Origin of the sequence: Paenibacillus sp. SSG-1, from assembly GCF_002224835.1 — a bacterium.
GTDB classification, from domain to species: domain Bacteria; phylum Bacillota; class Bacilli; order Paenibacillales; family Paenibacillaceae; genus Paenibacillus_AQ; species Paenibacillus_AQ favisporus.
Genome location: NZ_MBRK01000001.1, coordinates 252,060 through 277,301, shown reverse-complemented (window position 1 = coordinate 277,301; position 25,242 = coordinate 252,060). Strand labels below are relative to the sequence as shown.

The 25,242-nt window shown below is 52.9% G+C and carries 20 protein-coding genes and 2 tRNA genes; 6 read left to right on the top strand and 16 right to left on the bottom strand.

Annotated elements, in window-relative coordinates; translation table 11 throughout:
• The 3 genes from BCV73_RS35615 to xylA all read right to left on the bottom strand — a co-directional run.
• The coding region (locus BCV73_RS35615) for a glycoside hydrolase family 95 protein (RefSeq protein ID WP_256992713.1) at nucleotides 1–1,532 on the bottom strand (1,532 nt) is incomplete at its 3' end.
• 1,177 nt (nucleotides 1,533–2,709) lie between these two features.
• Complete coding sequence (xylB, locus tag BCV73_RS01525; protein ID WP_089545716.1) at nucleotides 2,710–4,206, bottom strand: xylulokinase; 1,497 nt, start codon at nucleotides 4,204–4,206, stop codon at nucleotides 2,710–2,712.
• 172 nt (nucleotides 4,207–4,378) lie between these two features.
• Nucleotides 4,379–5,695, bottom strand: coding sequence for a xylose isomerase (gene xylA, locus BCV73_RS01520; RefSeq protein ID WP_076170725.1), 1,317 nt, complete (start codon nucleotides 5,693–5,695; stop codon nucleotides 4,379–4,381).
• Nucleotides 5,696–5,883: 188 nt separating this feature from the next.
• Here xylA and BCV73_RS01515 point away from each other — a divergent pair, with 188 nt between their 5' ends.
• The gene (locus BCV73_RS01515; protein WP_076170727.1) at nucleotides 5,884–7,047 is read left to right on the top strand and encodes an ROK family protein; all 1,164 of its coding nucleotides are present in this window, start codon (nucleotides 5,884–5,886) and stop codon (nucleotides 7,045–7,047) included.
• Nucleotides 7,048–7,275: 228 nt separating this feature from the next.
• Nucleotides 7,276–7,500, top strand: a complete 225-nt coding sequence (locus tag BCV73_RS01510) for a hypothetical protein (RefSeq protein ID WP_234490046.1) — start codon at nucleotides 7,276–7,278, stop codon at nucleotides 7,498–7,500.
• 1,317 nt (nucleotides 7,501–8,817) lie between these two features.
• On the opposite strand, the gene BCV73_RS01505 is transcribed toward BCV73_RS01510, so the two are convergent.
• The 3 genes from BCV73_RS01505 to BCV73_RS01495 form a co-directional block, all read right to left on the bottom strand.
• Nucleotides 8,818–8,891 (bottom strand) — tRNA-Gly (locus BCV73_RS01505).
• A gap of 65 nt (nucleotides 8,892–8,956) precedes the next feature.
• Nucleotides 8,957–9,030, bottom strand: a tRNA-Pro gene (locus tag BCV73_RS01500).
• A gap of 71 nt (nucleotides 9,031–9,101) precedes the next feature.
• Nucleotides 9,102–11,159, bottom strand: a complete 2,058-nt coding sequence (locus BCV73_RS01495) for a putative bifunctional diguanylate cyclase/phosphodiesterase (RefSeq protein WP_256992712.1) — start codon at nucleotides 11,157–11,159, stop codon at nucleotides 9,102–9,104.
• 255 nt (nucleotides 11,160–11,414) lie between these two features.
• Here BCV73_RS01495 and BCV73_RS01490 point away from each other — a divergent pair, with 255 nt between their 5' ends.
• Together BCV73_RS01490 and BCV73_RS01485 are read left to right on the top strand one after the other, a co-directional pair.
• Nucleotides 11,415–11,738, top strand: a complete 324-nt coding sequence (locus tag BCV73_RS01490) for a YbjQ family protein (protein WP_076173227.1) — start codon at nucleotides 11,415–11,417, stop codon at nucleotides 11,736–11,738.
• Between the two features lie 8 nt (nucleotides 11,739–11,746).
• A complete protein-coding gene (locus BCV73_RS01485) occupies nucleotides 11,747–11,989 on the top strand; it encodes a hypothetical protein (protein ID WP_076173228.1) in 243 nt (80 codons plus the stop codon).
• Nucleotides 11,990–12,056: 67 nt separating this feature from the next.
• On the opposite strand, the gene BCV73_RS01480 is transcribed toward BCV73_RS01485, so the two are convergent.
• The 6 genes from BCV73_RS01480 to leuB form a co-directional block, all read right to left on the bottom strand.
• Nucleotides 12,057–13,022: an aldolase catalytic domain-containing protein gene (locus BCV73_RS01480; RefSeq protein ID WP_089545713.1), complete on the bottom strand. Its 966-nt coding sequence runs from the start codon at nucleotides 13,020–13,022 to the stop codon at nucleotides 12,057–12,059.
• Between the two features lie 159 nt (nucleotides 13,023–13,181).
• A complete protein-coding gene (locus tag BCV73_RS01475) occupies nucleotides 13,182–14,726 on the bottom strand; it encodes a leucyl aminopeptidase (protein ID WP_179231855.1) in 1,545 nt (514 codons plus the stop codon).
• Nucleotides 14,727–14,831: 105 nt separating this feature from the next.
• Nucleotides 14,832–15,941 (bottom strand): ATP-binding protein, encoded by a 1,110-nt coding sequence (locus BCV73_RS01470; RefSeq protein ID WP_076173230.1) that lies wholly within the window; start codon nucleotides 15,939–15,941, stop codon nucleotides 14,832–14,834.
• Between the two features lie 387 nt (nucleotides 15,942–16,328).
• Complete coding sequence (locus BCV73_RS01465; RefSeq protein WP_076173231.1) at nucleotides 16,329–16,736, bottom strand: hypothetical protein; 408 nt, start codon at nucleotides 16,734–16,736, stop codon at nucleotides 16,329–16,331.
• A 318-nt stretch (nucleotides 16,737–17,054) separates the two neighbouring features.
• A complete protein-coding gene (locus tag BCV73_RS01460; RefSeq protein ID WP_076173232.1) occupies nucleotides 17,055–17,603 on the bottom strand; it encodes a peroxiredoxin in 549 nt (182 codons plus the stop codon).
• Between the two features lie 294 nt (nucleotides 17,604–17,897).
• The gene (gene leuB / locus BCV73_RS01455) at nucleotides 17,898–18,977 is read right to left on the bottom strand and encodes a 3-isopropylmalate dehydrogenase (protein WP_089545712.1); all 1,080 of its coding nucleotides are present in this window, start codon (nucleotides 18,975–18,977) and stop codon (nucleotides 17,898–17,900) included.
• Between the two features lie 258 nt (nucleotides 18,978–19,235).
• On the opposite strand from leuB, the gene BCV73_RS01450 reads away from it, so the two are divergent.
• On the top strand, nucleotides 19,236–20,216 hold the full coding sequence (locus tag BCV73_RS01450; protein WP_089545711.1) for an aldo/keto reductase: 981 nt from the start codon (nucleotides 19,236–19,238) through the stop codon (nucleotides 20,214–20,216).
• 95 nt (nucleotides 20,217–20,311) lie between these two features.
• Here the strand turns inward: BCV73_RS01450 and ilvC are convergent, their stop codons facing one another.
• The 3 genes from ilvC to ilvB all read right to left on the bottom strand — a co-directional run bounded on the left by ilvC (nucleotide 20,312) and on the right by ilvB (nucleotide 23,688).
• Complete coding sequence (ilvC, locus tag BCV73_RS01445) at nucleotides 20,312–21,304, bottom strand: ketol-acid reductoisomerase (protein WP_089545710.1); 993 nt, start codon at nucleotides 21,302–21,304, stop codon at nucleotides 20,312–20,314.
• A 153-nt stretch (nucleotides 21,305–21,457) separates the two neighbouring features.
• Nucleotides 21,458–21,943, bottom strand: coding sequence for an acetolactate synthase small subunit (gene ilvN, locus BCV73_RS01440; protein WP_076173236.1), 486 nt, complete (start codon nucleotides 21,941–21,943; stop codon nucleotides 21,458–21,460).
• A gap of 2 nt (nucleotides 21,944–21,945) precedes the next feature.
• Complete coding sequence (gene ilvB / locus BCV73_RS01435) at nucleotides 21,946–23,688, bottom strand: biosynthetic-type acetolactate synthase large subunit (protein ID WP_089545709.1); 1,743 nt, start codon at nucleotides 23,686–23,688, stop codon at nucleotides 21,946–21,948.
• A 588-nt stretch (nucleotides 23,689–24,276) separates the two neighbouring features.
• Between ilvB and BCV73_RS01430 the strand changes: the two genes are divergently transcribed.
• The gene (locus BCV73_RS01430; RefSeq protein WP_076173238.1) at nucleotides 24,277–24,723 is read left to right on the top strand and encodes a GNAT family N-acetyltransferase; all 447 of its coding nucleotides are present in this window, start codon (nucleotides 24,277–24,279) and stop codon (nucleotides 24,721–24,723) included.
• Nucleotides 24,724–24,777: 54 nt separating this feature from the next.
• Here the strand turns inward: BCV73_RS01430 and BCV73_RS01425 are convergent, their stop codons facing one another.
• Nucleotides 24,778–25,101, bottom strand: coding sequence for a hypothetical protein (locus BCV73_RS01425; RefSeq protein ID WP_076173239.1), 324 nt, complete (start codon nucleotides 25,099–25,101; stop codon nucleotides 24,778–24,780).
• Nucleotides 25,102–25,242: the final 141 nt, after the last annotated feature.

The window sequence follows — 25,242 nt, the reverse complement described above, 5'->3', positions numbered from 1 at the left end:
CCGGGGGGAAGCTGGAAAAGCCAGTCCAAGCAGAACAAGGCGGCTCCTTGCATCAGTGGATACGCCACCTCCTGCAGGTAGGTCGCATCCGGCCGGAACGCATACCGTTCCCACAGATGTCTGGACAGCCACACGCCGCCCATCGGCCAGAACGCCCACATGGCCCGCCCATCCGAAGGCGTCGACATCCGCCACAAATCGGTGTTGTGATGAGCCGTCCAGCCTCTTGCACCGTAATGGATCGCCGCGGTCCGGCTGCCGGTGACGCTCAGTTCCCGGATCAGGTCGAAGAGCGGCTCATGGCATTCTCCCAGACCGCATACCTCGGCCGGCCAATAGTTCATTTCGGCATTAATGTTCGTCGTATAATTGCTGTTCCAAGGCGGTTGCTTGTGTGGATTCCAAATGCCCTGCAGGTTCAGCGCCTGCGTACCCGGACGCGAACCGGCAATCATTAAATAGCGTCCATAATGGAACAGCAGCGTTTCGAGGGCCAGATCGACTCCTCCTTGGCGATACAGCTGCAGGCGCTCGTCCGTCGGCATTTCCGCTTCAGCCTGCGGCAGCTGTGGGCTCAGCCCCACCTGCAGGTCCACCCGGTCAAACAGCGCGCGGTAATCATCCAAATGCCGCTGTTTCAGATGCAGGTAATCACTGTCCGCCGCGTCGGCATGTTCCCGGCACAAGCGTACCGGATCGATGCCGGATGCGCCCGGCATGACGTCAAAGCCTGCGAAATCGGTCGCCGCAGCCAGCACAAAGGTGACCGTGCCCGCTTTTTCGATCCGCAGCCGCCCTTCTTCCGTCTGCACCTCTCCGTCGGTCCGCACCGTCAGCACGGCCGCAAACCGGAGTCCCAGTCCTTCTTCATAGAGAACCGACTGAGGATGATCCCCCAAGTAATTGTCCGCAACATGCGACGGCGCTTGCCCTGTCAGGATCAAAGACGCCGGCTCTGCGCTCACATCGCTGAGATGCGGAGTGGTGAGCCATGCCGTCAACGCCGGCAGCTCCGCCTTCCCGGCCGAACCCCCGCCCTCTGCGGGCTCCGCCCGGAAATGGACGACGATAACCTCATCCGGCCGGCTGGCAAAAGCTTCGCGAACGACACGCAACCCGCCGGTTTGAAAAGAAACCGACGCGACCGCATGCTCCAAATCCAGCTCCCGCACGTAATCGGTAATTTGATCCATGCGGCCAAAAGCAAAATGCAAATCGCCGAGCGGCTGGTAGGATTCCGTGCGTCGTCCCAGCATCCCGGCTTCGATCAGTGCCTCCGCTTCGGCATACCGACCCTCGGCGACCAATGCCTTGGCCGGCTCCAAATGCCGCAGGGCGTTATAATTAACCGTGTCCCGGGGAAATCCAGACCACAGCGTGTCCTCGTTCAATTGAATTTTCTCTTCTTCCGCCCCGCCGAACACCATGCCTCCCAGCCGTCCGTTTCCGATCGGCAGCGCTTCCTCCCACACGGAGGCCGGCTTGCGGTACCACAGCCTTTTATTGACGGCGCGTTTGCTGCTTTGCTCCACGTTTATCTCTCCCTTTATCCGCGATGAACGGTTGCTTCGAGCACCTTGCCGGACCGGCGGCCGAAGCGTGTGCTTTTATGTCAGGCTGCTTAAGAAAAACGTCTATCGACGTACCTTCAAAGAAGACAGACCGCTTCTAGAGGAGGTTTTTCTTGCGAGATCAGGAAGCAGAAGCTCCGAAACTTATACGTTCTGATCTCTGAAGAAAAACGTCTATCGACATACCTTCAAAGAAGACAGACCGCTTCTAGAGGAGGTTTTTCTTGCGAGATCAGGGAGCAGAAGCTCCGAAACTTATACATTCTGATCTCTGAAGAAAAACGTCTATCGACGTACCTTCAAAGAAGACAGACCGCTTCTAGAGGAGGTTTTTCTTGCGAGATCAGGAAGCAGAAGCTCCGAAACTTATACGTTCTGATCTCTGAAGAAAAACGTCTATCGACATACCTTCAAAGAAGACAGACCGCTTCTAGAGGAGGTTTTTCTTGCGAGATCAGGGAGCAGAAGCTCCGAAACTTATACATTCTGATCTCTTAAGAAAAACGTCTATCGACGTACCTTCAAAGAAGACAGACCGCTTCTAGAGGAGGTTTTTCTTGCGAGATCAGGAAGCAGAAGCTCCGAAACTTATACGTTCTGATCTCTGAAGAAAAACGTCTATCGACATACCTTCAAAGAAGACAGACCGCTTCTAGAGGAGGTTTTTCTTGCGAGATCAGGGAGCAGAAGCTCCGAAACTTATACATTCTGATCTCTGAAGAAAAACGTCTATCGACGTACCTTCAAAGGAGACAGACCGCTTCTAGAGGAGGTTTTTCTTGCGAGATCAGGAAGCAATGGCTCTGGAGTCTATACTTTCTGATCTCTTAAGAAATTACGGGAAGCCTGATGTATAGGATCAGACTTCCCGCCCTGTTTGCTTTTCAGCATTTTAAATGAATGATCTTCAAAACGTTATTGGCAGCACACGCCAAGTCGAACAGAGCCTTACGGTCCGCAGTCTCGGGTATTCCCCGCTATTTTTACCGCCAAATAGGCAAGGTACGAATGATCTAACCTTATTCTAAAGTTCTGAAAGCGATTGCAGTACCCCGAAAATTCGATAAAAAATCATGTCTAAATTAGACATTAAGCAGGGCTTTCCGCATCTCATCCGCGCAAGGGAGGCACCGGCTTCCTAGTTCCGGTAAGGAACCAGCTTGCGGTTCAGCTCACGGGTTTGGCTGTATACTTCCTGATACAGGCTGAACAAGCCGCTGTACAATTCGGCCCGCTCCGCATTCGGCGCGTACGTTTTGGCCGGGCGGATGAATGCCTTCGCACAGTCCGTCAGCGACGGGAACCAGCCGCAGCCGTATGCAGCGAGCATCGCCGCTCCCATAGCCGGGCCCTGCTCGCTTTCGAGCTTGATGATCGTCGCGTTAAAAATATCGGCCTGCATCTGCAGCCACGTTTCGTTCCGTGCACCGCCCCCAATGGCCACGACCTCATGGATCTTTTTGCCGGATTCGCGTACGATGTCGATCGATTCCCGAAGCGAGAACGTAATGCCTTCAAGCACTGCTCTGGCAAAATGGGAAAGCGTGTGGCCGGAGTCCATGCCGATAAAGCTTCCACGGATATCCGCGTCCGGATGCGGGGTTCGTTCCCCGGAAATGTATGGTGTGAAGAGCAAGCCGCTGCTGCCCGCAGGGATGGACCCGATGCCTTCAAGCAGCTCGTCGAAGCTTTTTTCCTTGGCGAACGTTTCCTTAAACCAGGTCAGGCTGTGACCGGCCGCAAGCGTAACGCCCATAACATAGTACGCGTCCTTTTCGCTGTGATTAAAGAAATGCAGCTTGCCGTCGACCTCCAGTTCCTTACGGCTTTCAAAAGAGAGGACGACGCCTGATGTGCCGATACTGCACATCGTTTGCCCTTCCTGCAAAATGCCCGCTCCGATGGCGCCGCAAGCATTGTCCGCTCCGCCCGCGAATACCTTGGTCGACGGCAGCAGGCCGGACGCCTCGGCGATGTCAGGCAGCAGCGTGCCCGTTTGATCGAAGGATTCCACGAGCGGAGGACAAAGCGACAGCGGCAGATCAAATGCTGCGGCAATGTCCTGGCTCCACGTTTTGCCCGAGACATCCAGCAGCAGCGTGCCCGCAGCGTCGGAGTAATCCATCGCGTATTCGCCGGTGAGCCGGTATCTTACGTAATCCTTCGGCAGCAGGAACAAGCTGGCTTGGGACAGAATGTCCGGTTCGTTCTCCTGAACCCACAAAATTTTAGGCAGCGTAAAGCCTTCCAAAGCGCGGTTTTTGGCAATACTGAGCAGCTTCGATTCCAGCGTGTTCTCGATCTTGCGGCACTGCGCTGTCGTGCGCGTGTCGTTCCATAGAATGGCCGGACGCAGCACCTTGCCTTCCGCATCCACCAGCACGAGGCCGTGCATTTGGCCGGAGAAGCTGAGGCCCTCCACTTCCTGCGGGTCGGCACCCGACTTTTCCATCAGTCTGCGGAGACTGACCAGCGTCTTGTCCACCCAATCCTCCGGATTCTGCTCGCTCCAGCCCGGCTCAGGTCTGCTCAGCGGGTAAGCTTCAGAGTGCTCGTGCACGACTTCTCCCTGGGGATTCACCAGGACCGTCTTGACGGCGCTTGTTCCCAAATCAACACCAATAACGTATTTCATACTTTTTCCTCCTGTATGGATCGAATGGACATCAACGACGAACCAAGGATATTCCGCATGGAAATCCGGTTCAAAAAAAGGCTGCCCGAAGAAGCTTTCTTCAGGCAACCTTCGTTGCATTTCAAAGAGATTTCATGATCGGTTTTGTAACAGCTGTGCCTGACGCTTGCTTCTACTCAGCCAGGATGTACTGGTTCAACTGAGCTTTCAGCAGCTCTTGGCGGCTCGACTCGTTGCGGCGCGGATTTTCATTGTTCAGCGCATACTCGGCCAGGGAAGCCAGGGTCGCTTTGCCGGATACGACGTCTGCGCCGATGCCTTCCTTGAAGCTGGCGTAGCGCTTGTCGATGAAGTCGTCGAACACGCGATCTTCGATCAGCTTAGCGGCTACCTTCAAGCCTTTTGCGTAAGTATCCATACCTGCGATATGCGCCAGGAACAGATCTTCCGGCTCAAACGACTGACGGCGTACTTTGGCGTCGAAGTTAATGCCGCCTTTGCCAAGACCGTCGTTCTTCAGCACTTCATACAGCGTAAGCGTGGAATCGTAAATGTTCAGCGGGAACTCGTCGGTATCCCAGCCGAGCAGCATGTCGCCTTGGTTGGCGTCCAGGGATCCGAGCATACCGTTGATACGGGCTACACGAAGCTCGTGTTCGAACGTGTGTCCGGCCAGTGTAGCATGGTTAGCTTCCAGGTTCAGCTTGAAGTGCTTGTCGAGATCGTATTTTTGCAGGAACGAAATCGTCGTCGCCGCATCAAAGTCGTACTGATGCTTTGTCGGCTCCTTCGGTTTTGGTTCGATCAGGAACTGAGCGTCAAAGCCGATTTCCTTCGCATAATCCACAGCCATGTGGAACAGGCGGGCCATGTTGTCCATTTCAAGCTTGAGGTCCGTATTCAGCAGGGTTTCATACCCTTCGCGTCCGCCCCAGAATACGTAGTTTTCCGCACCGAGCTGTTTGCCGACTTCGAGGCCTTTTTTGACTTGGGCTGCAGCATGGGCATACACGTCCGCGTTGCAAGTAGAACCGGCACCGTGCATGTAGCGTGGATTTGTGAACATGTTGGCTGTGTTCCATAGCAGCTTCTTGCCGGAGGTCTTCATGCCTTGGCCGATCAGGTCGACGATCGTGTCGATGTTGCTGTAGAACTCACGCAGGCTGCTTCCTTCCGGTGCGATGTCGATATCGTGGAAGCAAAAGAACTGCAGATTCATTTTGTCCAAAAATTCAAAAGCGGCTTCCACACGGGCTTTGGCCTTGTCCATGCCGTCGTATTTGTCCCAGCTGCGAACAGCGGTCTCTACGCCGAACGGATCGGAACCACCGGCAGTCAGCGTATGCCAGTAAGCCATCGCAAAGCGAAGATGCTCTTCCATCGTTTTGCCTGCTACCACTTCTTGCGGGTTATAAAATTTGAACGCGTACGGATTGGTCGAACGGCTTCCTTCATAAGCGATCTTCCCAACGTTCTCAAAGTATGCCATGTATAATCCTCCTCAAAATTTGCTTGTCGCAAACGTTTACAGGAACATAGTAACACATCAGACCGACTTTGTATATTGGTTAAACAAAGTTTTTTTAAAAAGTTGATTTCGGGTTGCTTTTTGCCGCGGATGGCTCTAGACTAATTGATTATGTGCTAATGGGATAACTTGAAGGATGTGCGATATACATGAAAGTCACCGGCGACCAGGCTCTGGTCAAAAAAATAAACCGCTCGCTTGTGCTTCACACGATCCGCAAGCATTCCTCCACCCTCTCCAGAGCCCGGGTATCGGAAATGACCGGTCTGAACAAGGCGACCGTCTCCAATTTGGTAGCCGAGCTGTGCGAACAGCAGCTGGTCACCGAGGTCGGGCCGGGCAAGTCCAGCGGTGGGCGTAAGCCGCTGCTGCTGCATTTTAACGCGATGGCCGGCACCGTCATCGGCATTGAGCTGCGGGTGAAGCAGCTGACGGCCGTGCTGTGCGACCTGGGAGGCAACGTACTGGAGGAGCGCGATCATACGCTTGCGCGTCACGATTTGTCTTATGTGCTTGAAGCAATGAAGAAGGTGATCTCGAGTCTTATGGAAGCGGCTCCGGACACGCCATACGGCACCGTCGGGATCGGGGTCGGCGTGCCCGGCATGGTGGATGAGAATGGGATCGTTTTATTTGCTCCCAACCTCGGCTGGGAAATGGTTCATTTGCGTCAGCTGCTGGAGGAAGCCTTTTCGGTGCCCGTCACCATTGATAACGAAGCTAACGCCGGGGCGCAGGGCGAGCTGAATTTCGGCGCGGCAAAGGATGTGCGCCACCTGCTCTATATCAGTGCTGGCTCGGGTATCGGTTCGGGTATTATCATCGGCGGGGAGCTGTACAAGGGTGCACGGGGGTACGCAGGGGAGACCGGCCATATGTGCATCGAAGCCGACGGAAGGCCTTGCACCTGCGGAAGCCGGGGCTGCTGGGAGCTCTACGCCTCGGAGAAAACGTACGATACGGCCGGCACTGCCTTGCCAGCCCACAATACGCCGGAGCTGGTGCGCCTGGCTTCCGAGGGAAACGAGGCTGCCCGGGAACAATTCGCCCAGATGGGCAAATATTTGGGCATCGGCGTAACCAACCTCATCAACAGCTTCAATCCCGAGCTCATCGTGATCGGCGGGGCGCTGTCCGAAGCCCGGGATTGGCTGGCCGGGCCGATGCAGGCGGTCGTCGCGGAGCGGACGCTGCCTTATCATAAGCAGCAGCTCGAGATCACCTTCTCCCGGCTTGGCAGCCGGGGAACGATGATCGGCGCAGGTTTCGCCGCCGTCATGCATTTTCTCGGGCACGCGCGCGTCACGCTGTAACCGGGGGTATACAAAAGGCCGGAGATCCATGGATCTCCGGCCTTTTTCATCTATGGTGCGGGGTCATCGCCCGCACGGACGGTAATCGACATCCCGATCGAACAGCGAGCCTTTGCCTCGCCCTCAACTAGAAGTTGACGCGCGTCCTGTAGAAGCATGTAAGAAGCTAATTTTTATAATATCCAGATTACTCTAAAGCTCGTAAGATGGTGTCATATGGAGGTGGAGATGTTGAACAATAAAAACATTAAACTCAGGATTGTTTGGATTATTCCAAACGTTTTTATGTATCTTCTTTTTATAGGTGTTGGAACCTTTGTACTTATTAATGCAGATGGGCTAAGAGATATCAATCGACTTGGCATTTGGGTATTCATGCTACTACTTATACTATTTGCGGCATTGTTTGGTTCATATCGAATTTGGACTTGGATAAAGCAGGGAAAAATATAGCATAAAGAAAGGGAGCCTGCACGGACGGCCGCACCCACGCGACGTGGGTTCTCTCCCACAATAAAAAAACGCCATCGGCGTTGTTTGTTTTAATCAATATGGAGCGGGTGATGGGAATACTCAACATCCCGATCCAACAGCGAGCCTTCGGCTCGCCCTCAAGGTAGATGTTGACGGGCGTCCTGATCAGTCTCTTCATTGATGCCTGCACGGACGGTCGCACCCACACGCGTGGGTTCTCTCCTACACAACCACTCCAAAATAAAACAACGCCATCGGCGTTGTTTGTTTTAATCAATATGGAGCGGGTGATGGGAATACTCAACATCCTGATCCAACAGCGAGCCTTCCGGCTCGCCCTCAAGGTAGATGTTGACGCGCGTCCTGATCAGTCCCTTCATGGAAGCTTGCACGGACGGTAGCACCCACGCGCGTGGGTTCTCTCCCACACAACCGCTCAACAACAAAAAAACGCCTTCCGGCGTTACCTTTTTTTGTTTATGGAGCGGGTGATGGGAATACTCAACATCCCGATCCAACAGCGAGCTTTCGGCTCGCCCTCAAGGTAGATGTTGACGCACGTCCTGATTGGGTCCGTCCCTTCATAGAAGCCTGCACGGACGGTCGCACCCACGCGCGTGGGTTCTCTCCCACACAACCGCTCAACAACAAAAAAACGCCTTCCGGCGTTACCTTTTTTTGTTTATGGAGCGGGTGATGGGAATACTCAACATCCCGATCCAACAGCGAGCTTTCGGCTCGCCCTCAAGGTAGATGTTGACGCACGTCCTGATTGGGTCCGTCCCTTCATAGAAGCCTGCACGGACGGTCGCACCCACGCGCGTGGGTTCTCTCCCACACAACCGCTCAACAACAAAAAAACGCCTTCCGGCGTTACCTTTTTTTGTTTATGGAGCGGGTGATGGGAATACTCAACATCCCGATCCAACAGCGAGCTTTCGGCTCGCCCTCAAGGTAGATGTTGACGCACGTCCTGATTGGGTCCGTCCCTTCATAGAAGCCTGCACGGACGGTCGCACCCACGCGCGTGGGTTCTCTCCCACACAACCGCTCAACAACAAAAAAACGCCTTCCGGCGTTACCTTTTTTTGTTTATGGAGCGGGTGATGGGAATACTCAACATCCCGATCCAACAGCGAGCCTCCGGCTCGCCACAAAGGTAGATGTTGACGCGCGTCCTGATTGGGTCCCTTCATAGAAGCCTGCACGGACGGTCGCACCCACGCGCGTGGGTTCTCTCCCGCACAACCGCTCAAAAACAAAAAAACGCCTTCCGGCGTTACCTTTTTTTGTTTATGGAGCGGGTGATGGGAATCGAACCCACGCTATCAGCTTGGAAGGCTGAAGTTCTACCATTGAACTACACCCGCATATCACCTGTAAAAGCAAAGCCGCCAAGGCGAATCTCGTACTTTCTCAGGGTGAATGTCTAGTATCGGGATGACACGATTCGAACATGCGACCCCCTGGTCCCAAACCAGGTGCTCTACCAAGCTGAGCTACATCCCGTTGCATAGATATATCATCTTGTGAAGACAAGAAATAATATACCACGGATGCCGCGGGATTGCAATACTTTTTTAATTCAGCAGAAAGGCCCGTTCGAAATCCTCCGGCGAAATCGGCTTGCTGAAATAGTAGCCTTGTCCCTCGTGGCAGCGCTGCTCTTTCAAGAAATGGAGCTGCTCCTCATTCTCTACGCCTTCGGCCGTTACCTTGAGCTGCAGATGATGCGCCATCGATGCGATCGTGGAGACGATCGCCGCATCGTTATGGTCGCTCATCACTTCGTGGACGAAGGAACGGTCGATTTTCAGCCGGTCGATCGGCATGTTTTTCAAGTAATGCAGCGAGCTGTACCCCGTCCCGAAGTCATCGATACTGATGAAGACGCCGAGTTGCTTCAAGCGCCGAAGCTGGTCAAAGGCCGTCTCCTTGTCAAACGTCATGCTTTCCGTAATTTCCAGCTCGACATACTTCGGATCCAAGCCGATTTCCTCCAGGATGGACCCGATGCGTTCAGCCAGCTGGGGCTGGAGAAACTGGCGCATGGATAGATTAATCGATACGCAGATCGGCTTATACCCCGCCTGCTGCCATCTTTTATTCTGCATGCACGCCGTGCGGAGAACCCATTCGCCAAGAGGAACAATCAGACCGCTTTCCTCTGCCAGCGGAATGAATTCGGCCGGCGAAACGAATCCCCGTTTCGGATGCCGCCAGCGCAGCAGCGCCTCCATGCCAACGATCTCGCTGCTCTCCAAATGAACGAGCGGCTGGTACTCCAAGTAAAACTCTTCCCGCTCAATCGCTTTACGCAGGTCGTTCTCCAAGCGGAGCCGCTCCTTCGCCTTCATCTGCATGGATGGGACAAAGTGACGGACGTCGACCCCATAGTCTTTGGCATGATGAACGGCGGTGTCCGCATGCTGAATCAGCTCTTCGGCCGTGTCTCCATCCTGCGGAAAGACCGCCATCCCTGCGCAGAGCGTAATATGATAATCGTTTTCCTCGATGACGACGGGCTTTTCAAAGAGCTTCAGCAAATAACGGATCCGCTCCATCCCCTCTTCCACACCGGCAAGCGCAGGCAGAATGATGGCGAACTCATCAGCGCCCATACTGAACACTTCCTCCCTGGACCGGGTGTTCCGTTTGAGGCGGTCGCCGACAAGCTGGAGAATCCGGTCCCCCGCCTGATGCCCAAGGGAGTCATTGATATTTTTGAAGCGGTTGACGTTAAAAACGACGACCCCTGTCATTTCATGTCCCGCATTTTTGATTTTACTGGAGATGCGCTGAGTCAACCGGCGTTTGTTCGGAAGTCCCGTCAGGTCATCATGGAACGCCAGATAGTTCATCCGCGCCTCCACCCGCTGCTGTTCCCGGAATGGATCCTCGATCGTCAGGCGGTAAACCCCTTTGAGCATCAGATAGTAAGCCACACCTCCGGAAAGGGTGCCAAGCAGGTAATCCCACTGGTACGTATGATTCGCCGTCATCATCAGCCCCTGTCCGAGAGCGGAGTAAATCAGCGCCCGGATAATAATAAGCAGCGATGGGGCCCGGTCCTTTTTGCCCCGGTACATGATCGATCCGATGCCAATCAGGCATACCGCAATGATCACCAGGTCCAAATATTTCTTCAGCCAATTAATGCTGCCATAGTTCATCAGCAAAGGAAGTTTCTGATGCCACAGGAAGAAGGCAAGCACACCAAATACGATCACGGCCGACGTGATCATAAATGCGAAGCGTTTATGGGTAATCGACACCATCGTGTCTTTCAGATTATAAATCGACAGAAGCCCGAGGGCGCACGCCCCCTTGGAGATGATAAGCAGCCACATGGCATCGTCCTGGTTTAATGCATAGCCGAATAGAGGAATTCCGAGCAAGCTGACCGTCTGCAAAAAGTCAAACACAGCCAGAGACAAAAACAGCGCAGCCGTATACAGCCTATGCCGCGACAGTTTGTGCGAAAATAACAGCCATCCCTGGGCGAACACGGCAAAGCTGACAGCTACGCTGCTCCAGCCGGCGAGGACATAAACCGTCTTGAACCAGCCGGCGCCATCATTACTGTATAAAAATGCAGTTTGAACGACCTGAACTGCAACAAAAAACAAGATTCCCACCAAGGCCGTCCTGATTGTTCGTCTTTTCTCTACTCTGGTATGCATGCAGTCCTCTGACCCCCGGGCTTTTTCTGAAATATTTTTATATGAATTTCATGCTAAATAATTCCACGTTTATGCCGACATTCCTGCTAACATTAGACAATAATTTTGTATTGGGGCCATCGTTCGACATGAGTCGTTTTGCAAAAAAATGAATCCTCATCCTCCTTCATCCGTATTGTAGATTATAATACCTAAGGGGTGTGGCATTGTATGATCATTACAACAACCGAAAATGTAGCCAATCATGAGATTATCGAGGTACTCGGCACCACGTTTGGAGTCGTCGTTAGAGCCAGAGGCATCGGCGGGGACATTATGGCTTCTCTCAAGGGCCTTGTCGGCGGCGAGGTGAAGCAGTACACCCAGATGATCGAGGATGCGCGGCGGCAGGCGGTGGACCGGATGGTGCAGAACGCGCATGCCATGGGCGGTGACGCCATCGTGATGATGCGCTTTGACAGCGGGGATATCGGCAATAACATGAGCGAAATTGTTGCCTACGGCACGGTCGTTAGAACCCGTCCTGCTAGCTGATGGGAGGTATGGTCATTATTCTGCTCATATACGCCTTGGAGCTGGTCGCTTTTCTGCTGCTGTTATGGGTAAGCTGGCGCTTCTTCGACAAGAGATACCGCCGCAGGGACGATAGCGGGGGCAGCAGGGACATCATGAACGGATCGTTTACGCCGACTTCGGAAGTATTTATTGACCCGAAAGACGGTCATAAATACCAGGTCTATTATAATCACCGTACCGGTGAACGCGAATATATCAGACTCGATTGAAGCCAAAAAAAGGGCTGCCCGTACTTGCGACGGGCAGCCCTTTTTCTAATGAATCAAATTAAGCGGTTTACTTGTGTTTCGGATCAAAGTTGACTTCCGGAGTCGTCAGCTTGTCGTAGAAATCCACGTACTTGTCCTTATCCTCCGATGCCCGGAGCGCCATGGCGGAACGTGGATGCTCCCCCAGCGTTCCCGTAACCATGTAAGGAATCAGGTAGCCCCACTCCTCCTTCTCGCGAAGCGGAATCATCAGGCGTTCGATCAAATCCAGCACCGGACGAAGGTTGTAATGGGTATTTTTCAGATGGGTGACGAGCAGCTCGGTCGGGCAGTTGCCAGCCGCGCGGCCCATTCCGTATACAGACGCATCCAGCAGCTCTACGCCCAGCTCCGCAGCGGTCAGCGTGTTGGAGAAGGCCAGCTGCATATTGTTATGCGTATGAACGCCAAGGCGCTTGTTCGGCAGGTGCTTCTTGAACTTCTCGACCAAATACTCCATGTCCTTGTGGTCAAGGCTTCCATAGGAGTCGACGATGTAGACGACATCGACCACGCTCTCCCGGATCATTTCGAAGGCTTCCAGCAGCTCGTTCTCCATGACGTTGGACAAAGCCATAATATTCAGCGTCGTTTCGTAACCGCGTTCATGGAACGTCTGTACCAGCTCCAGCGCTTTATCCACGTCCTTAATGTAGCAAGCAACACGGATCAAATCGAGCATGCTCTCTTCGCGCGGCAAAATATCATTCTCATCGACACGGCCGATATCCACGAGAGCGGACAGCTTAGTTTTGCCCTTCTGGGGGATCACTTCACGCAGGAAGGAATCGTCCAAAAAGCGCCAAGGTCCGGCAGATTCGGCGCCCTTCAGCAGTTTGGGTGAATTTTTGTAGCCGATTTCCATATAGTCAACACCGGCCTCATTCAGTCCGGCGTATAAAGTTTGTACAAACTCGACGCTGAAGTCCCAGTTATTAACCAGTCCCCCATCGCGAATCGTGCAATCGACAATTTTACAAGGGTTCGTTTTCATCCAACAAGCTTCTCCTTCCGGCATAAAATTTATTCCTTCATCATACTTGAAGGTGACCAGAAAAGTAAAGGTTAATTGTCCGGACGGTTATGACCGCGAAATGACGGCATACGAAATAAAGCGGCTATCCGCTCAGGATTCCGCTTTACGTTCATGGTCTTATGAGGATGCCGCTTGCGACAAAATCCACTCCAGCAGGGTCCGGACCATCACCCCGGTGCCTCCCTTCGGATTCACACCCCGCTCTTTTTGGGCATAGGCCGTTCCGGCGATATCGAGATGAACCCACGGCAGCCCTTCGGCAAAGGTTCCGATAAACAGGCCTGCCGTAATCGCAGCCCCCTTGCCTCCGGTGCTGTTGCGAATGTCCGCCACGTCGCTTTTGAGCATATCCCAAAATTCCTTGTAAGCAGGAAGCGGCCATACTTTTTCACCGGATCTTTTCGAAGCGAGGATCAGCTCCTGGAGAAAAGTGTCATCGTTCGTTACCGCTCCAGTCGCCACATCCCCTAAAGCCGTCACGACGGCGCCTGTGAGCGTCGCCACATCGATGAGACGGACCGCTCCGAGCTGTCTGGCATAAGTCATGCCGTCGGCGAGCACCACTCTGCCTTCCGCATCGGTGTTCAGCACCTCGATCGTCCGCCCGCTGAACGACCGGATCACATCCCCCGGCTTAAAGGCACCGCCTCCAGGCATGTTCTCGGCACTCGGAATGACAGCCACCACGTTCACCTTCGGCTTCAGCGTTCCAAGTGCGTTCATGACACCCAGCACCGCAGCGGCTCCGGCCATATCGCTGATCATCTCTTCCATGCCAAGCCGCTTCTTCAGAGAGATGCCCCCGGTATCGAACGTAATGCCTTTGCCGACAAGCCCTATAACGTCATCCCAGCTGTCCCTTCCTTGATACTTCATCACGATCATCCGCGGAGGTTGAATGCTCCCCTGGCCAACCGAGAGCAATCCACCCATGCCGAGCGCTTTTTGCTCTTCGACATCCAGCGTGTGTGATTCCATGCCATGCTTCCGGGCAATCCGCTGCGCATGCTTCGCCAGATCTTCTGGAACCAGCATATTCCCAGGGAGATTCGTTAAATCTCGCGCCAAACAGGTAGCTTCAGCCGCCGCTTTCCCTCGGACAATGCCTTGACGCCATTCTTCAGCTTCCCGGGGATCCGCGTTTCCTTTTCGAAAAAGCACCAGCTCTTTAATTCCATGGTACGTCGGATGGTTTCGTTTGTACTGCTTGATCCGGTATGCTCCCAGAATGAACCCTTCGGTAAGGGCCTGGGCCGCAGTTATCGTGTTCTGTTCCGCAGTAAATCGCATCATGGTGATCGGCACTTCCCATGCCAGGCTTTGGGCTTGGATTTTGAGCGCGGTTTTAGCCGCCTGGGCGGCAGCAAGCCTGAGTTCTTCGGAGGTCAGCGGACGTTCGCCGATCCCGACTAGAATAACGGCGCGATGGCCGCTTGAATCAGGCACTGGCAGTGCGTGGATTTGATTGAAGGCAGCACCGAACAGGCGGCTGTCCCTGAGCTGCTGCACAATGGGTGCAAGACTGGGAGAAAGTGCGTTATCCTCAAAGTCCTTTTGGGAAACCATAACAACAAGCGCATCCATACTGAGCTGAGCAGCTTCCGTATGATCCTTCCATGTGACCGTAATATCTTGTCCTTCGGAAAACGGATGTCCATTCATCGGCGTCATCTTCCTTTGTCTTCAAGTTTTCGGACGATAGTCATATATATTATTCCACCGTTGTCCAAAGCAACTCCAAAGACAAAATGTTCCTGCTGTGCCGAATCAGGACATTTCAACGATCGGAAGCGAGATCACAAACTCTGTTCCCTTCCCTACTTTGCTGTCCACAGAAATATATCCCCGGTGATTTTTGATGATCCGGTAACTGACGGACAGACCAAGGCCTGTCCCGCTTTCCTTGGTCGTAAAGAAGGGATCGAACAAATGGCTCAGCGTGATATGATCCATACCCTTTCCGTTATCCGAAATACATATATTCACGTTTTTCTGGTCCTTGCGCGTGCGGATTTCAATCCTCCCGGTATGCTCATGTCCCTGATCAGCAATCGCATCCATGGCGTTTTTAATGATGTTGAGAATGACCTGCTTAATCTGCTTTACATCGACGGAAATATGAAGGGGTGTAGACTCATCGAGCAAAACAACCTCGCAGCCATTCATCAGCGCTTCGCTCTCCGTAAGGAGAACAACTTCCTTTAGCAAAGACGAAACCGGGATGACGGTCGTTTGCGGTGCAGATGGCTTGGACGAATTCAGAAATTCATAAATAATGTCGTTCGCCCGGTCGATCTCGGTCAATATAATGCGCGCATACTCGTCTTTTCCGAGCTTGGTCAAATGAGGTCTCAGCAGCTGAATGAATCCACGGATGGCCGTGAGCGGGTTGCGGATTTCGTGGGCGATCGATGCCGAAATTTTGCCGAGCATCGCCAGCTTGTCGTTTCGGTAGGCGGTTTGTTCGATCTGCTTGAAATCGGATACATCCTTGACACTAAATAAAAAATCACCGTCCATTTGATCGCCGTAGGTGACCGTAAGAAGCCACTGGCGTCCGGTTTCATCACTTAGCTCATGGTATCTTTTTCGGTGAAAAATGGTTTCGCGGTAAATACGCAATATTTTCTTCTTCTTATACCGGCTTAACTGGGGATGACGCAAAATTTGAAGCAAGGTTAGGCCAGTCAACGACTTACGGGAAATTTCCAACAACCTCGCCATTTGCACATTGATAAATGTCAAAACGCCCTCACTGTCGAAAAGAATTACCCCACTGTCCAAGTGCTCCAAAATGTTCTCGTACTTGTTCTTCACAAGCTGCGTAGATTGAAACGCCTCCAGGGACTGCAATAACGTCTCTTGGATTTCGCTCACACGATGCCCCCCCTTTATAAGGAAATGACGGAATTGGCAAATCGTTAGCAGGCAGATATTCCATCTTTTGGCCAGTAATAAAGATTAGTTTAATCATAGACAAGCTCGCCGGAAAACTCAACAAGAGATACTGTCGAAAAAAGAAAAAATGGTCCCAGCCTGAAAATGATGGCCGTCAATCGTTGTTCTTTCTTAGCCGAAAGTCCCCGCTTATGCTGACGTTTCTCCTGTAAAAATAAGGATGTCGTCTCTTGCGAAAGCGAATCTTAAAACAAAAGCATCAGACACAAAAAATTTATTTTTGTACCTGATGCTATGTCATGACCGGGCGCTCAGCCGGGACGATTTCCGCCGATTCGACGGCAGGCCCGGGTATCCGATGAAATTTTATGATTTATGCTGAAGACGCAGCCGGCGCTGGCTCATGACCGCGAGTCTTTTCTTCAGCTCGCTCTGCCATTTCTCGTCTTGAATTTGCTTGGCGACCGTCAACAAATCAAGGGCCATGTCAATCTGGCTCTGAATGATGTCTTTCGGGTCTTCCTTCTCACAGTTGACCACATTTTCAAAAATGGTCTCTTCGTCCTCGATCACATAATCCTGAAAGTCAATTTCTGCCGCCCCGTCACCATGCGCATATTCGGCCAAAATTTCGTATTCATTCTCAACCTTGTAATGAACCTCAACCCGGTGGCACACGGGACAGAACAACAGGGGAACATTATGGACTTGAGTGCGATAATGTTTAAGTGTACCTTTCGTTCCAACCATACTTGCTCCGCAGCAATAACTCATTCCAGTTCACCCTCCTCTGGATTCCACCGTATTTCTTCATAATGTATTCGATTCCAAGCTCGACAATTCCTTTTTTTCAACCCTGACGGGACCCAAGTTTTATCATGTATGCCTGCTCTTTGGTTTTCTATATCGCCCTGTTCAAATCCTGCTAAATAGATCAGTTCATTCTATATTAATGCCAAAACAAGACGTTATGCCGCTCCTAGCCATATTTCAACTTCTCCGAGGCATTCTAAACCCAAAACCACAGTTGATGAAAAACCCCCTTGGCCTGCATCAAGCAAGGCAAAGGGGGCTTGTCCGAATATTTAAAAATTAGTTGGTTACCAGATTTTTGTCGCCTGGTTTCCAGTTCATTGCGCACAATCCGCCGGATTGCAGCGCTTGGAGGACGCGAAGGGTTTCTTCAACGCTGCGGCCGATATCGTTGTGGTTAACCACTTGATATTTCAGCTCGCCTTCAGGGTTGATGATGAACAGACCGCGAAGAGCAACGCCTTCTTCTTCGATGTACACGCCGTAGTCTTTTGCAACGGATCTTGTGATGTCGGAAGCCAGCGGGAAGTTGATTTTTCCAAGACCGTTCGAGTCGCGCGGTGTGTTGATCCAAGCCTTGTGGCTGTGGATGGAGTCCGTGCTCACACCCAGAATTTCAGCGTCAAGCGCTTTGAACTGCTCGTAAGCATCGCTCAGCGCAGTGATTTCCGTAGGGCATACGAAAGTGAAATCGAGTGGATAGAAGAAAAATACGAGCCATTTACCGCGATAGTCAGTCAGGCTTGCTTTACTGAAATCCGTGCCGTCACCTGTTACAGTTTCCATCGTAAATTCAGGAGCCGGTTTACCTACTAAACGTTCTGCCATGTCAAAAATTCCTCCTTTAATATAAAGAACAACTGCTCTGTTCTAGATTAAGTATCGTATTGCATCCCAAGTGGAATCTACATTTCAAATGGTATCATTCGACGAAATCAAAGTCAAGATTATATAGGTTATTTATTTATAATAATTATAAATAAGAAAATATCGTGAACTTTTCAACGAATTTTCAGCAGACGGATGTGAAAAAAAGGGGCCGCCGATCACCCGGCAGCACCCTTTCCAAAAAAATCCCTTCATTTATATAGCGCTAAAACGACCTCAATATCACGTTGAAAATTACTTCTTCATCGCAGCCACGATCAGGTCGCCCATCTCCCGTGTGCCGATCGCCTTGCTCTTATCCACTGCGATGTCGCCTGTGCGATGTCCGGCATTCAGCACGTCAGCCACAGCTGCTTCAATCGCGTCTGCCGCATCGCCGTATCCAAACGTGAGGCGGAACATCAGCGCCAGTGACAGAATCGTGGCGATCGGATTCGCCAGGTTCTGACCCGCGATATCCGGTGCGGAGCCGTGAACCGGCTCATACAAGCCGAACGCGCCTTCTCCCATCGAAGCGGACGACAGCATGCCGATCGACCCGGTCAGCATAGCGGCTTCGTCGCTCAAAATATCGCCAAACATGTTCTCCGTCACGATGACGTCGAAGCTGGCTGGCCGGCGCAGCAGCTGCATGGCGCAGTTGTCGACAAGCACATGCTCCAGCTCCACGTCCGGATAATCCGGAGCGACCCGATTCACCACTTCACGCCACAGGCGGGAAGTTTCGAGCACGTTCGCCTTATCGACGGAAGCGAGCTTCTTGCGGCGCTTCTGGGCGATGTCAAAGGCTTGGCGCACGATCCGTTCCACTTCCGCCACATTGTACACGCAAGTGTCCACCGCTTCTTCGCCATGCTCGCCTTGACGTCTCAGCTTGTCACCGAAGTAAATGCCGCCAGTCAGTTCCCGTACAACCATCAGGTCCGTGCCTTCCAGCACCTCAGGCTTCAGCGTCGAGGCGTCCTTCAAGCAGTCGAACACCACGGCCGGACGCAGGTTGGAGAACAATCCGAGCGCCTTGCGGATACCGAGCAGGCCAGTCTCCGGACGGAGTTCCTTCGGATTGTTGTCCCATTTCGGTCCGCCTACCGCGCCAAGCAGCACCGCGTCTGCATTTTTACATACCGCCAGCGTCTCTTCCGGAAGCGGGGTTCCCTTCTCGTCGATTGCGATTCCCCCGAACAGCGCATGCTCCGTTTCAAACGAATAGCCGAACAGCTCCTCCGTGCGCTTGAGCACTTTCTCCGCTTCTGCGACAACCTCCGGCCCGATGCCGTCCCCTGCGATTACTGCAATCTTTTTAACCTCTGCCATAATATCAGTCACTCCTTCAGGTACAGGTACCTCGTTTTCACTGTCCTAATTCTCTATATACTGTTGTAACACATGAAGGAGAGCATTGACCAAGATATAGAATCTATGACCTTAATAGTATTTTCCTATAAGCTGACCGAATGGATTAAATTATTCTATACCTGCCTTAACAAGGCACATTTCTTTTCCTGATTAATCCGGGTACAATGATATTGTTTGGACTTATACTCTTCAATCGCAAAGGAGTTGAACGGATTCATGCAGTATACGTATTTGGGAAAATCCGGTTTAAAAGTGAGCCGCTTGTGCCTGGGAACGATGAACTTCGGACCGGCGACGGACGAGAAGGAAGCGTTCCGCATCATGGACGCGGCGCTTGACGCCGGCGTTCAATTTTTTGATACCGCTAACATTTACGGCTGGGGCGAAAATTCCGGCTTGACCGAAACCATAATCGGCCGCTGGTTCGCCCAGGGCGGCGGCCGCCGCGAAAAGGTGGTCCTCGCCACCAAGGTTCATGGCGACATGAGCGACCCGGCGGACGGTCCGAACGGGGCGCGGGGCCTGTCCGCGTACAAAATCCGCAGACACCTGGAAGGCTCGCTCCGGCGCCTGCAGACCGACCATATCGAGCTGTACCAAATGCACCATGTCGACCCAAACGTCACTTGGGACGAGCTGTGGGGCGCTTTTGAAATCGCGGCGAACCAGGGCAAAATCGGCTACGTCGGCTCCAGCAACTTTGCTGCCTGGCAGCTGGCCATCGCCCAAAGCGAAGCGAAGAACCGCCATTTCCTCGGCCTGGTGTCCGAGCAGCATAAATACAGCCTGAACTGCCGCCTTCCGGAGCTGGAAGTGCTGCCGGCTGCGCAAAGCCTCGGCCTCGGCGTGATCCCGTGGAGCCCGCTCGACGGCGGATTGCTCGGACGCAACGCGCTGAAGAAGCTGGAAGGCACGCGCAGCGGCGGAAGCGCGGAGCGCATCGAGAAGCATCGTGCCAAGCTCGAGGCGTTTGCCGAACTGTGCAATGAGCTCGGCGAGCCGCAGGATAACGTCGCGCTTGCCTGGCTGCTGAGCAATCCGGCGGTGACGGCGCCGATTATCGGGCCGCGTACACTGGAGCAGTTCGAAAGCTCCCTCGGCGCGCTCGAAATCAAGCTGGATGAAGCCGTGCTGAAGCGGCTGGACGAAATCTTCCCGGGACCGGGCGGCGCCGCTCCCGAGGCGTATGCCTGGTAAGCGGGCATAACGGCCGCTGCTCCCGAAATACAAAAGGCGGATCCCCTCTATATCCGGGGATCCGCCTTTTTTTATTGATGGATGAGTGCCGTATGTTATTTCTTGATCCAATGCATCATTTCGCGCAGCTGACCGCCGACAATTTCGATCGGATGGTTAGCTTCGTTACGGCGCGTTGCATTCAGGAATGCACGGTTGGATTGGTTCTCAAGGATAAAGTCGCGGGCGAATTTACCTTGTTGGATGTCGGACAGCACTTCCTTCATCGCTTTCTTCGTTTCTTCCGTTACGATGCGAGGTCCAGTTACATAGTCACCGTACTCAGCCGTATTGGAGATGGAGTCACGCATGTTAGCCATGCCTCCTTCATAGATCAGGTCAACGATCAGCTTCATTTCGTGGAGGCACTCGAAGTAAGCCATTTCCGGAGCGTATCCAGCTTCAACCAGCGTTTCAAATCCGGCTTTGATCAGCGCAGTTACGCCGCCGCAAAGTACGGCTTGCTCACCGAACAAATCGGTTTCGGTTTCTTCGCGGAAGGAAGTTTCGATAACCCCTGCGCGGGTACAGCCGATACCTTTTGCATAGGCCAGTCCGATTTGCTTCGCATTGCCAGTAGCGTCCTGCTCGATGGCGATCAGGCCAGGAACCCCGAAGCCTTCGACATACGTACGGCGAACCATGTGACCTGGGGATTTTGGAGCAACCAGGAGCACGTCGGAATCTTTAGGAGCGACGATTTGTCCAAAATGAACGTTGAAGCCGTGGGAGAACATGAGCGCAGCGCCTTTTTTCAGGTTAGGCTCGATTTCGTTTTTGTACACGGATGCTTGAGTTTCGTCCGGCATCAGGATTTGTACTACGTCCGCTTGGCTTGTTGCTTCGGCAACGGACAGAACTTCAAAACCGTCGTTTTTAGCTTTATCGAAAGATTTGCCTTCGCGAAGACCGATAACGACCTTGACACCGCTGTCACGCAGGTTTTGCGCCTGTGCGTGGCCTTGGCTTCCGTATCCGATAACGGCAACGGTTTTTCCTTTTAAAGCGCTGAGTTCTGCGTCTTGCTCGTAATAAGTTGTAACTGGCATGTGAATAAATCCTCCTTTGTTTTTAAAAAGAACCCTTCATAAAGAGCGGGTGTTTCAAAGGACCCTGCACCCGGTTTGTCCCGCTTTCGGGATACGATCCTCTCAAACCCCCGCTCTTTAGCGGGAATTTAATGAATATGTTGTTGTGTATGATTATGCATTTCCGCGAATCATGGCGGTGACTCCGGTGCGAGACAGCTCCCGGATTCCGTACGGCTTCAAGAGCTCGATCATGGCGTCGATTTTCGAGGAATCCCCGACAACCTGAACCATAATGCTGCCGCTTCCGATGTCGACGACCGAAGCGCGGAACGTTTCCACGACGCCGAGGATTTCCGGACGTTCCGCCGGCTCCGCGCTGACTTTGATCAGCGCCAGCTCCCGCGCTACCATTGGCTTGGAGCTAAGGTTGATCACCTTGATGACATCGATCAATTTGTACAACTGCTTCTCGATTTGCTCCAGCGTCATGTCGTCACCGATCGTGACGATGACCATGCGGGAGAGCCCCGCTTCTTCCGACTGCCCGACCGTAATACTCTCAATGTTGAACCCGCGGCGTCCAAACAGTCCGGATACCCGCTGCAGCACGCCCGGCTGGTCATTCACTAGAACGGCAATGGTATGTCTCATGCTCATAATTATGCATCCCCCATCAACATTTGATCAATGGTCGAGCCTTGAGTTACCATCGGATACACGTTCTCACCCTTGCTGACCACAAATTCCACAACGACAGGTCCCGGTGTTTCGAGCGCTTCTTTCCAGGCCGTTCTGGCCTCTTCCTTGTTCGTCGCCCGAAGTCCCTTCACTCCGTAAGCCTCGGCCAGTTTGACGAAATCCGGGCTTCCTTCCAGGTCGATATGGCTGTAACGGTTATCGTAAATCAGTTCCTGCCACTGACGAACCATACCGAGCACCTGGTTGTTGATGATGACAACCTTCACCGGTATGTTATTGATGGCACAGATGGCAAGCTCCTGAGAGCACATCTGCATGCCGCCGTCACCATTCACCGAAATGACAAGCCTTTCCGGATTGGCCATTTGGGCACCGATGGCGGAAGGAAGTCCAAATCCCATCGTTCCGAGGCCGCCTGAGGTTACCCAAGAGCGCGGCTGATTGAACTTATAGTACTGTGCAGCCCACATTTGATGCTGGCCTACGTCAGTCGTAACGATCGCTTCGCCCTTCGTCGTATCGTTCAGCAGCTCGATAACCCATTGCGGCTTGAGCTCTGTATCCGAATCAGCGTAGCGGAGCGGATGCTCCAGCTTCCACTGCTGAACCCGGGTTCTCCAAGCTTCAGCCTTGCCGGCCCGCTTCACATCGTTGTTCAGCATTTCCAGCACCGTCTTGCAGTCGCCTACGATCGGAATGTCTGTCGGCACGTTTTTGCCGATTTCCGCCGGATCGATGTCGATGTGCACGATTTTCGCTTTTGGGGCAAATCCGTTCAGTTTGCCTGTTACCCGGTCATCGAACCGTGCGCCGATGTTGATCAGCAGATCCGACTCCTGAATCGCCATGTTGGAGGCGTAAGTTCCGTGCATACCCGGCATGCCCGTCCAGAGCTCGTGCCCGCTCGGGAATGCGCCCAGACCGAGAAGCGTTGTCGTGATCGGAATTTCGGTCCGCTTCACAAATTCGTACAGCGCTTCATGTCCGCCGGAGTAGATCACGCCGCCGCCCGCAATGATCATCGGCCGCTCGCTCTCTTCGATCGCTGCAACCAGCTTGTCGAGCTGAAGCTTGTTAGGCACCAGGCGCGGGTTGTATCCGCGAAGGTTAATGCTGTTTCCCGGTTCGAACAGCGTAAGCGCCGCTGATACATCCTTCGGAATGTCGATCAGCACCGGACCTTTGCGGCCGGTCGAAGCGATGTGGAATGCCTCGTGAATAATTCTCGGCAGATCTTTGACATCTCTAACGAGATAGCTGTGCTTCGTAATCGGCATCGTGATGCCGGTAATGTCGGCCTCCTGAAAAGCATCCGTTCCGATCAGGCTCGTTGCGACGTTACCCGTGATGACAACCAGAGGGACGGAATCCATATAAGCGGTGGCAATTCCTGTGACCAGGTTGGTCGCCCCCGGTCCCGATGTTGCTATACACACGCCGACTTTGCCGCTTGCCCGTGCGTAACCGTCTGCCGCATGGATTGCTCCCTGCTCGTGACGAGTCAGCACATGTTTGAAATCCTTAAATCCATACATCGCATCGTAAATGTAAAGCACTGCCCCGCCCGGATACCCGAAAACACACTCGACACCTTCCAGCAGAAGGGTGCGAAGCAGTATTTCCGAGCCGGAAATGACTTCCGGCTTCATCCATTTCTCACGTAATTGTTCTGTAGACCGCACTTCAGGAATTTGCGCGCTCATCAGTCATCCTCCTCTCAAGAATACGTTCATTTTTTTGTGATGGTAAACAAAAAAACCTTCCATCCCTCATCACACAATGTTCTTGTGTGAGGGACGAAAGGTTGTTCTTCCGTGGTACCACCCATATTTGCTCCGCACTTCACAGTGCACAGCCTCAGCAGGTATAGAAAATCAGGAACGGTGCCTCATCATCGATGGCTCATCCGTTTCCATACCTTGAGTCCGTAACGTGGACCTGACGATTCTCCCTACTAGGCTTTAGCGCTTTTCAGGAGAACAGCTCCGAGGTGAGCTCGTATAAAAGGGGTTTTGGCGGAGGTTGCAGCAGATCCTCTCACTCTCTGTTCAAAAGAGCCCTTTAAACTTCGTCCTCTTCATTGCCGATGACTGTATACTCGATAAAATGTTTAGACACATTATATGACCCATCGATTCTATAGTCAATACCCAGATTCGGATAAAAAAATACATGTCCGCTTTTGTCCTCCATTTTCCCGGGAACTTTCGGCACACCGCCCACCCCTATTTTCATATGATGACGTATGTCGCTCATGGATGAATTGGGCAGCAGAACGGAGGACAGACTCTATGATTAGATACCGCAGACCCAAGCAGGACGATGCTGTCATCATGCATTTAATCGAGACCCAGCTTGTCCCGCTGTCCCATATGACCAAAAGCCAGCTGGAGCAGGTGCGTAAGGATCTTCCCGGACGTATGAACCGCGGCGTGACGCTCATCGCTTCCCCCTACTACGAAGGGGATCCGGTCGGATTTGTCCACTTTATGCTTCACGGCGATCTGCTCTATATCGATATGTTGGCCGTCGCACCCGAATCACAACGCAAAAGATGGGGAAACCTCTTGATGGCCCATGCGGAAAGATTTGCGTTGTCACGCGGGTGCAAACGGTCGAAAGTCATGGTTGATTCCGGGAATGCGAATGGGATGACATTCTACCAAAAGTTAGGATATTTCAACATCAAGTACCACGCCAAAAACCAGTGCTACGAATTGGAAAAGCGGCTTTCCTAGCCGTGCCGAGAACCTCCTGCACTCCCTCTAACAAGTGAGCCGGTAATTAAAAGATTACCAGAATCCACCGCCGTAAGGATAAGCTCCCGGATATCCGACGGGGCCGTAGCCAGGGCCGTAGCCGCCGTAAGGTACTCCGCCGTATCCCCCGTAAGGGCCGTAGGCGTATGGAGCCGTTCCGATCGCCAGCAGGTCAAACAAGACGAGCGGAATGATCGCTTTGGTGTGAACCTTTTTCCCTTTATCCCGCTGCAGAATCAGGCGGTTGCCCGAGATGCGCAGCAATTTTCCGGTCACCAGGCTTCCGTCTTTTTTGGCAGCTACAATATGTTTACCAACAAACTTCTGGGCGTGTTTACGAGTCACAGACTGTTGCATGTAATCCCTCCTCCAATGGTCTTCACACCAATCTATTCGAATGCCCCGCACGGCGCTTGTTCCATAGCCCGGTTCCCGGGAAGATGGGTGAAGCAGGCATCACGGGCGCCAGCATCGGTAGCATGTACACCTGTCCGGAAA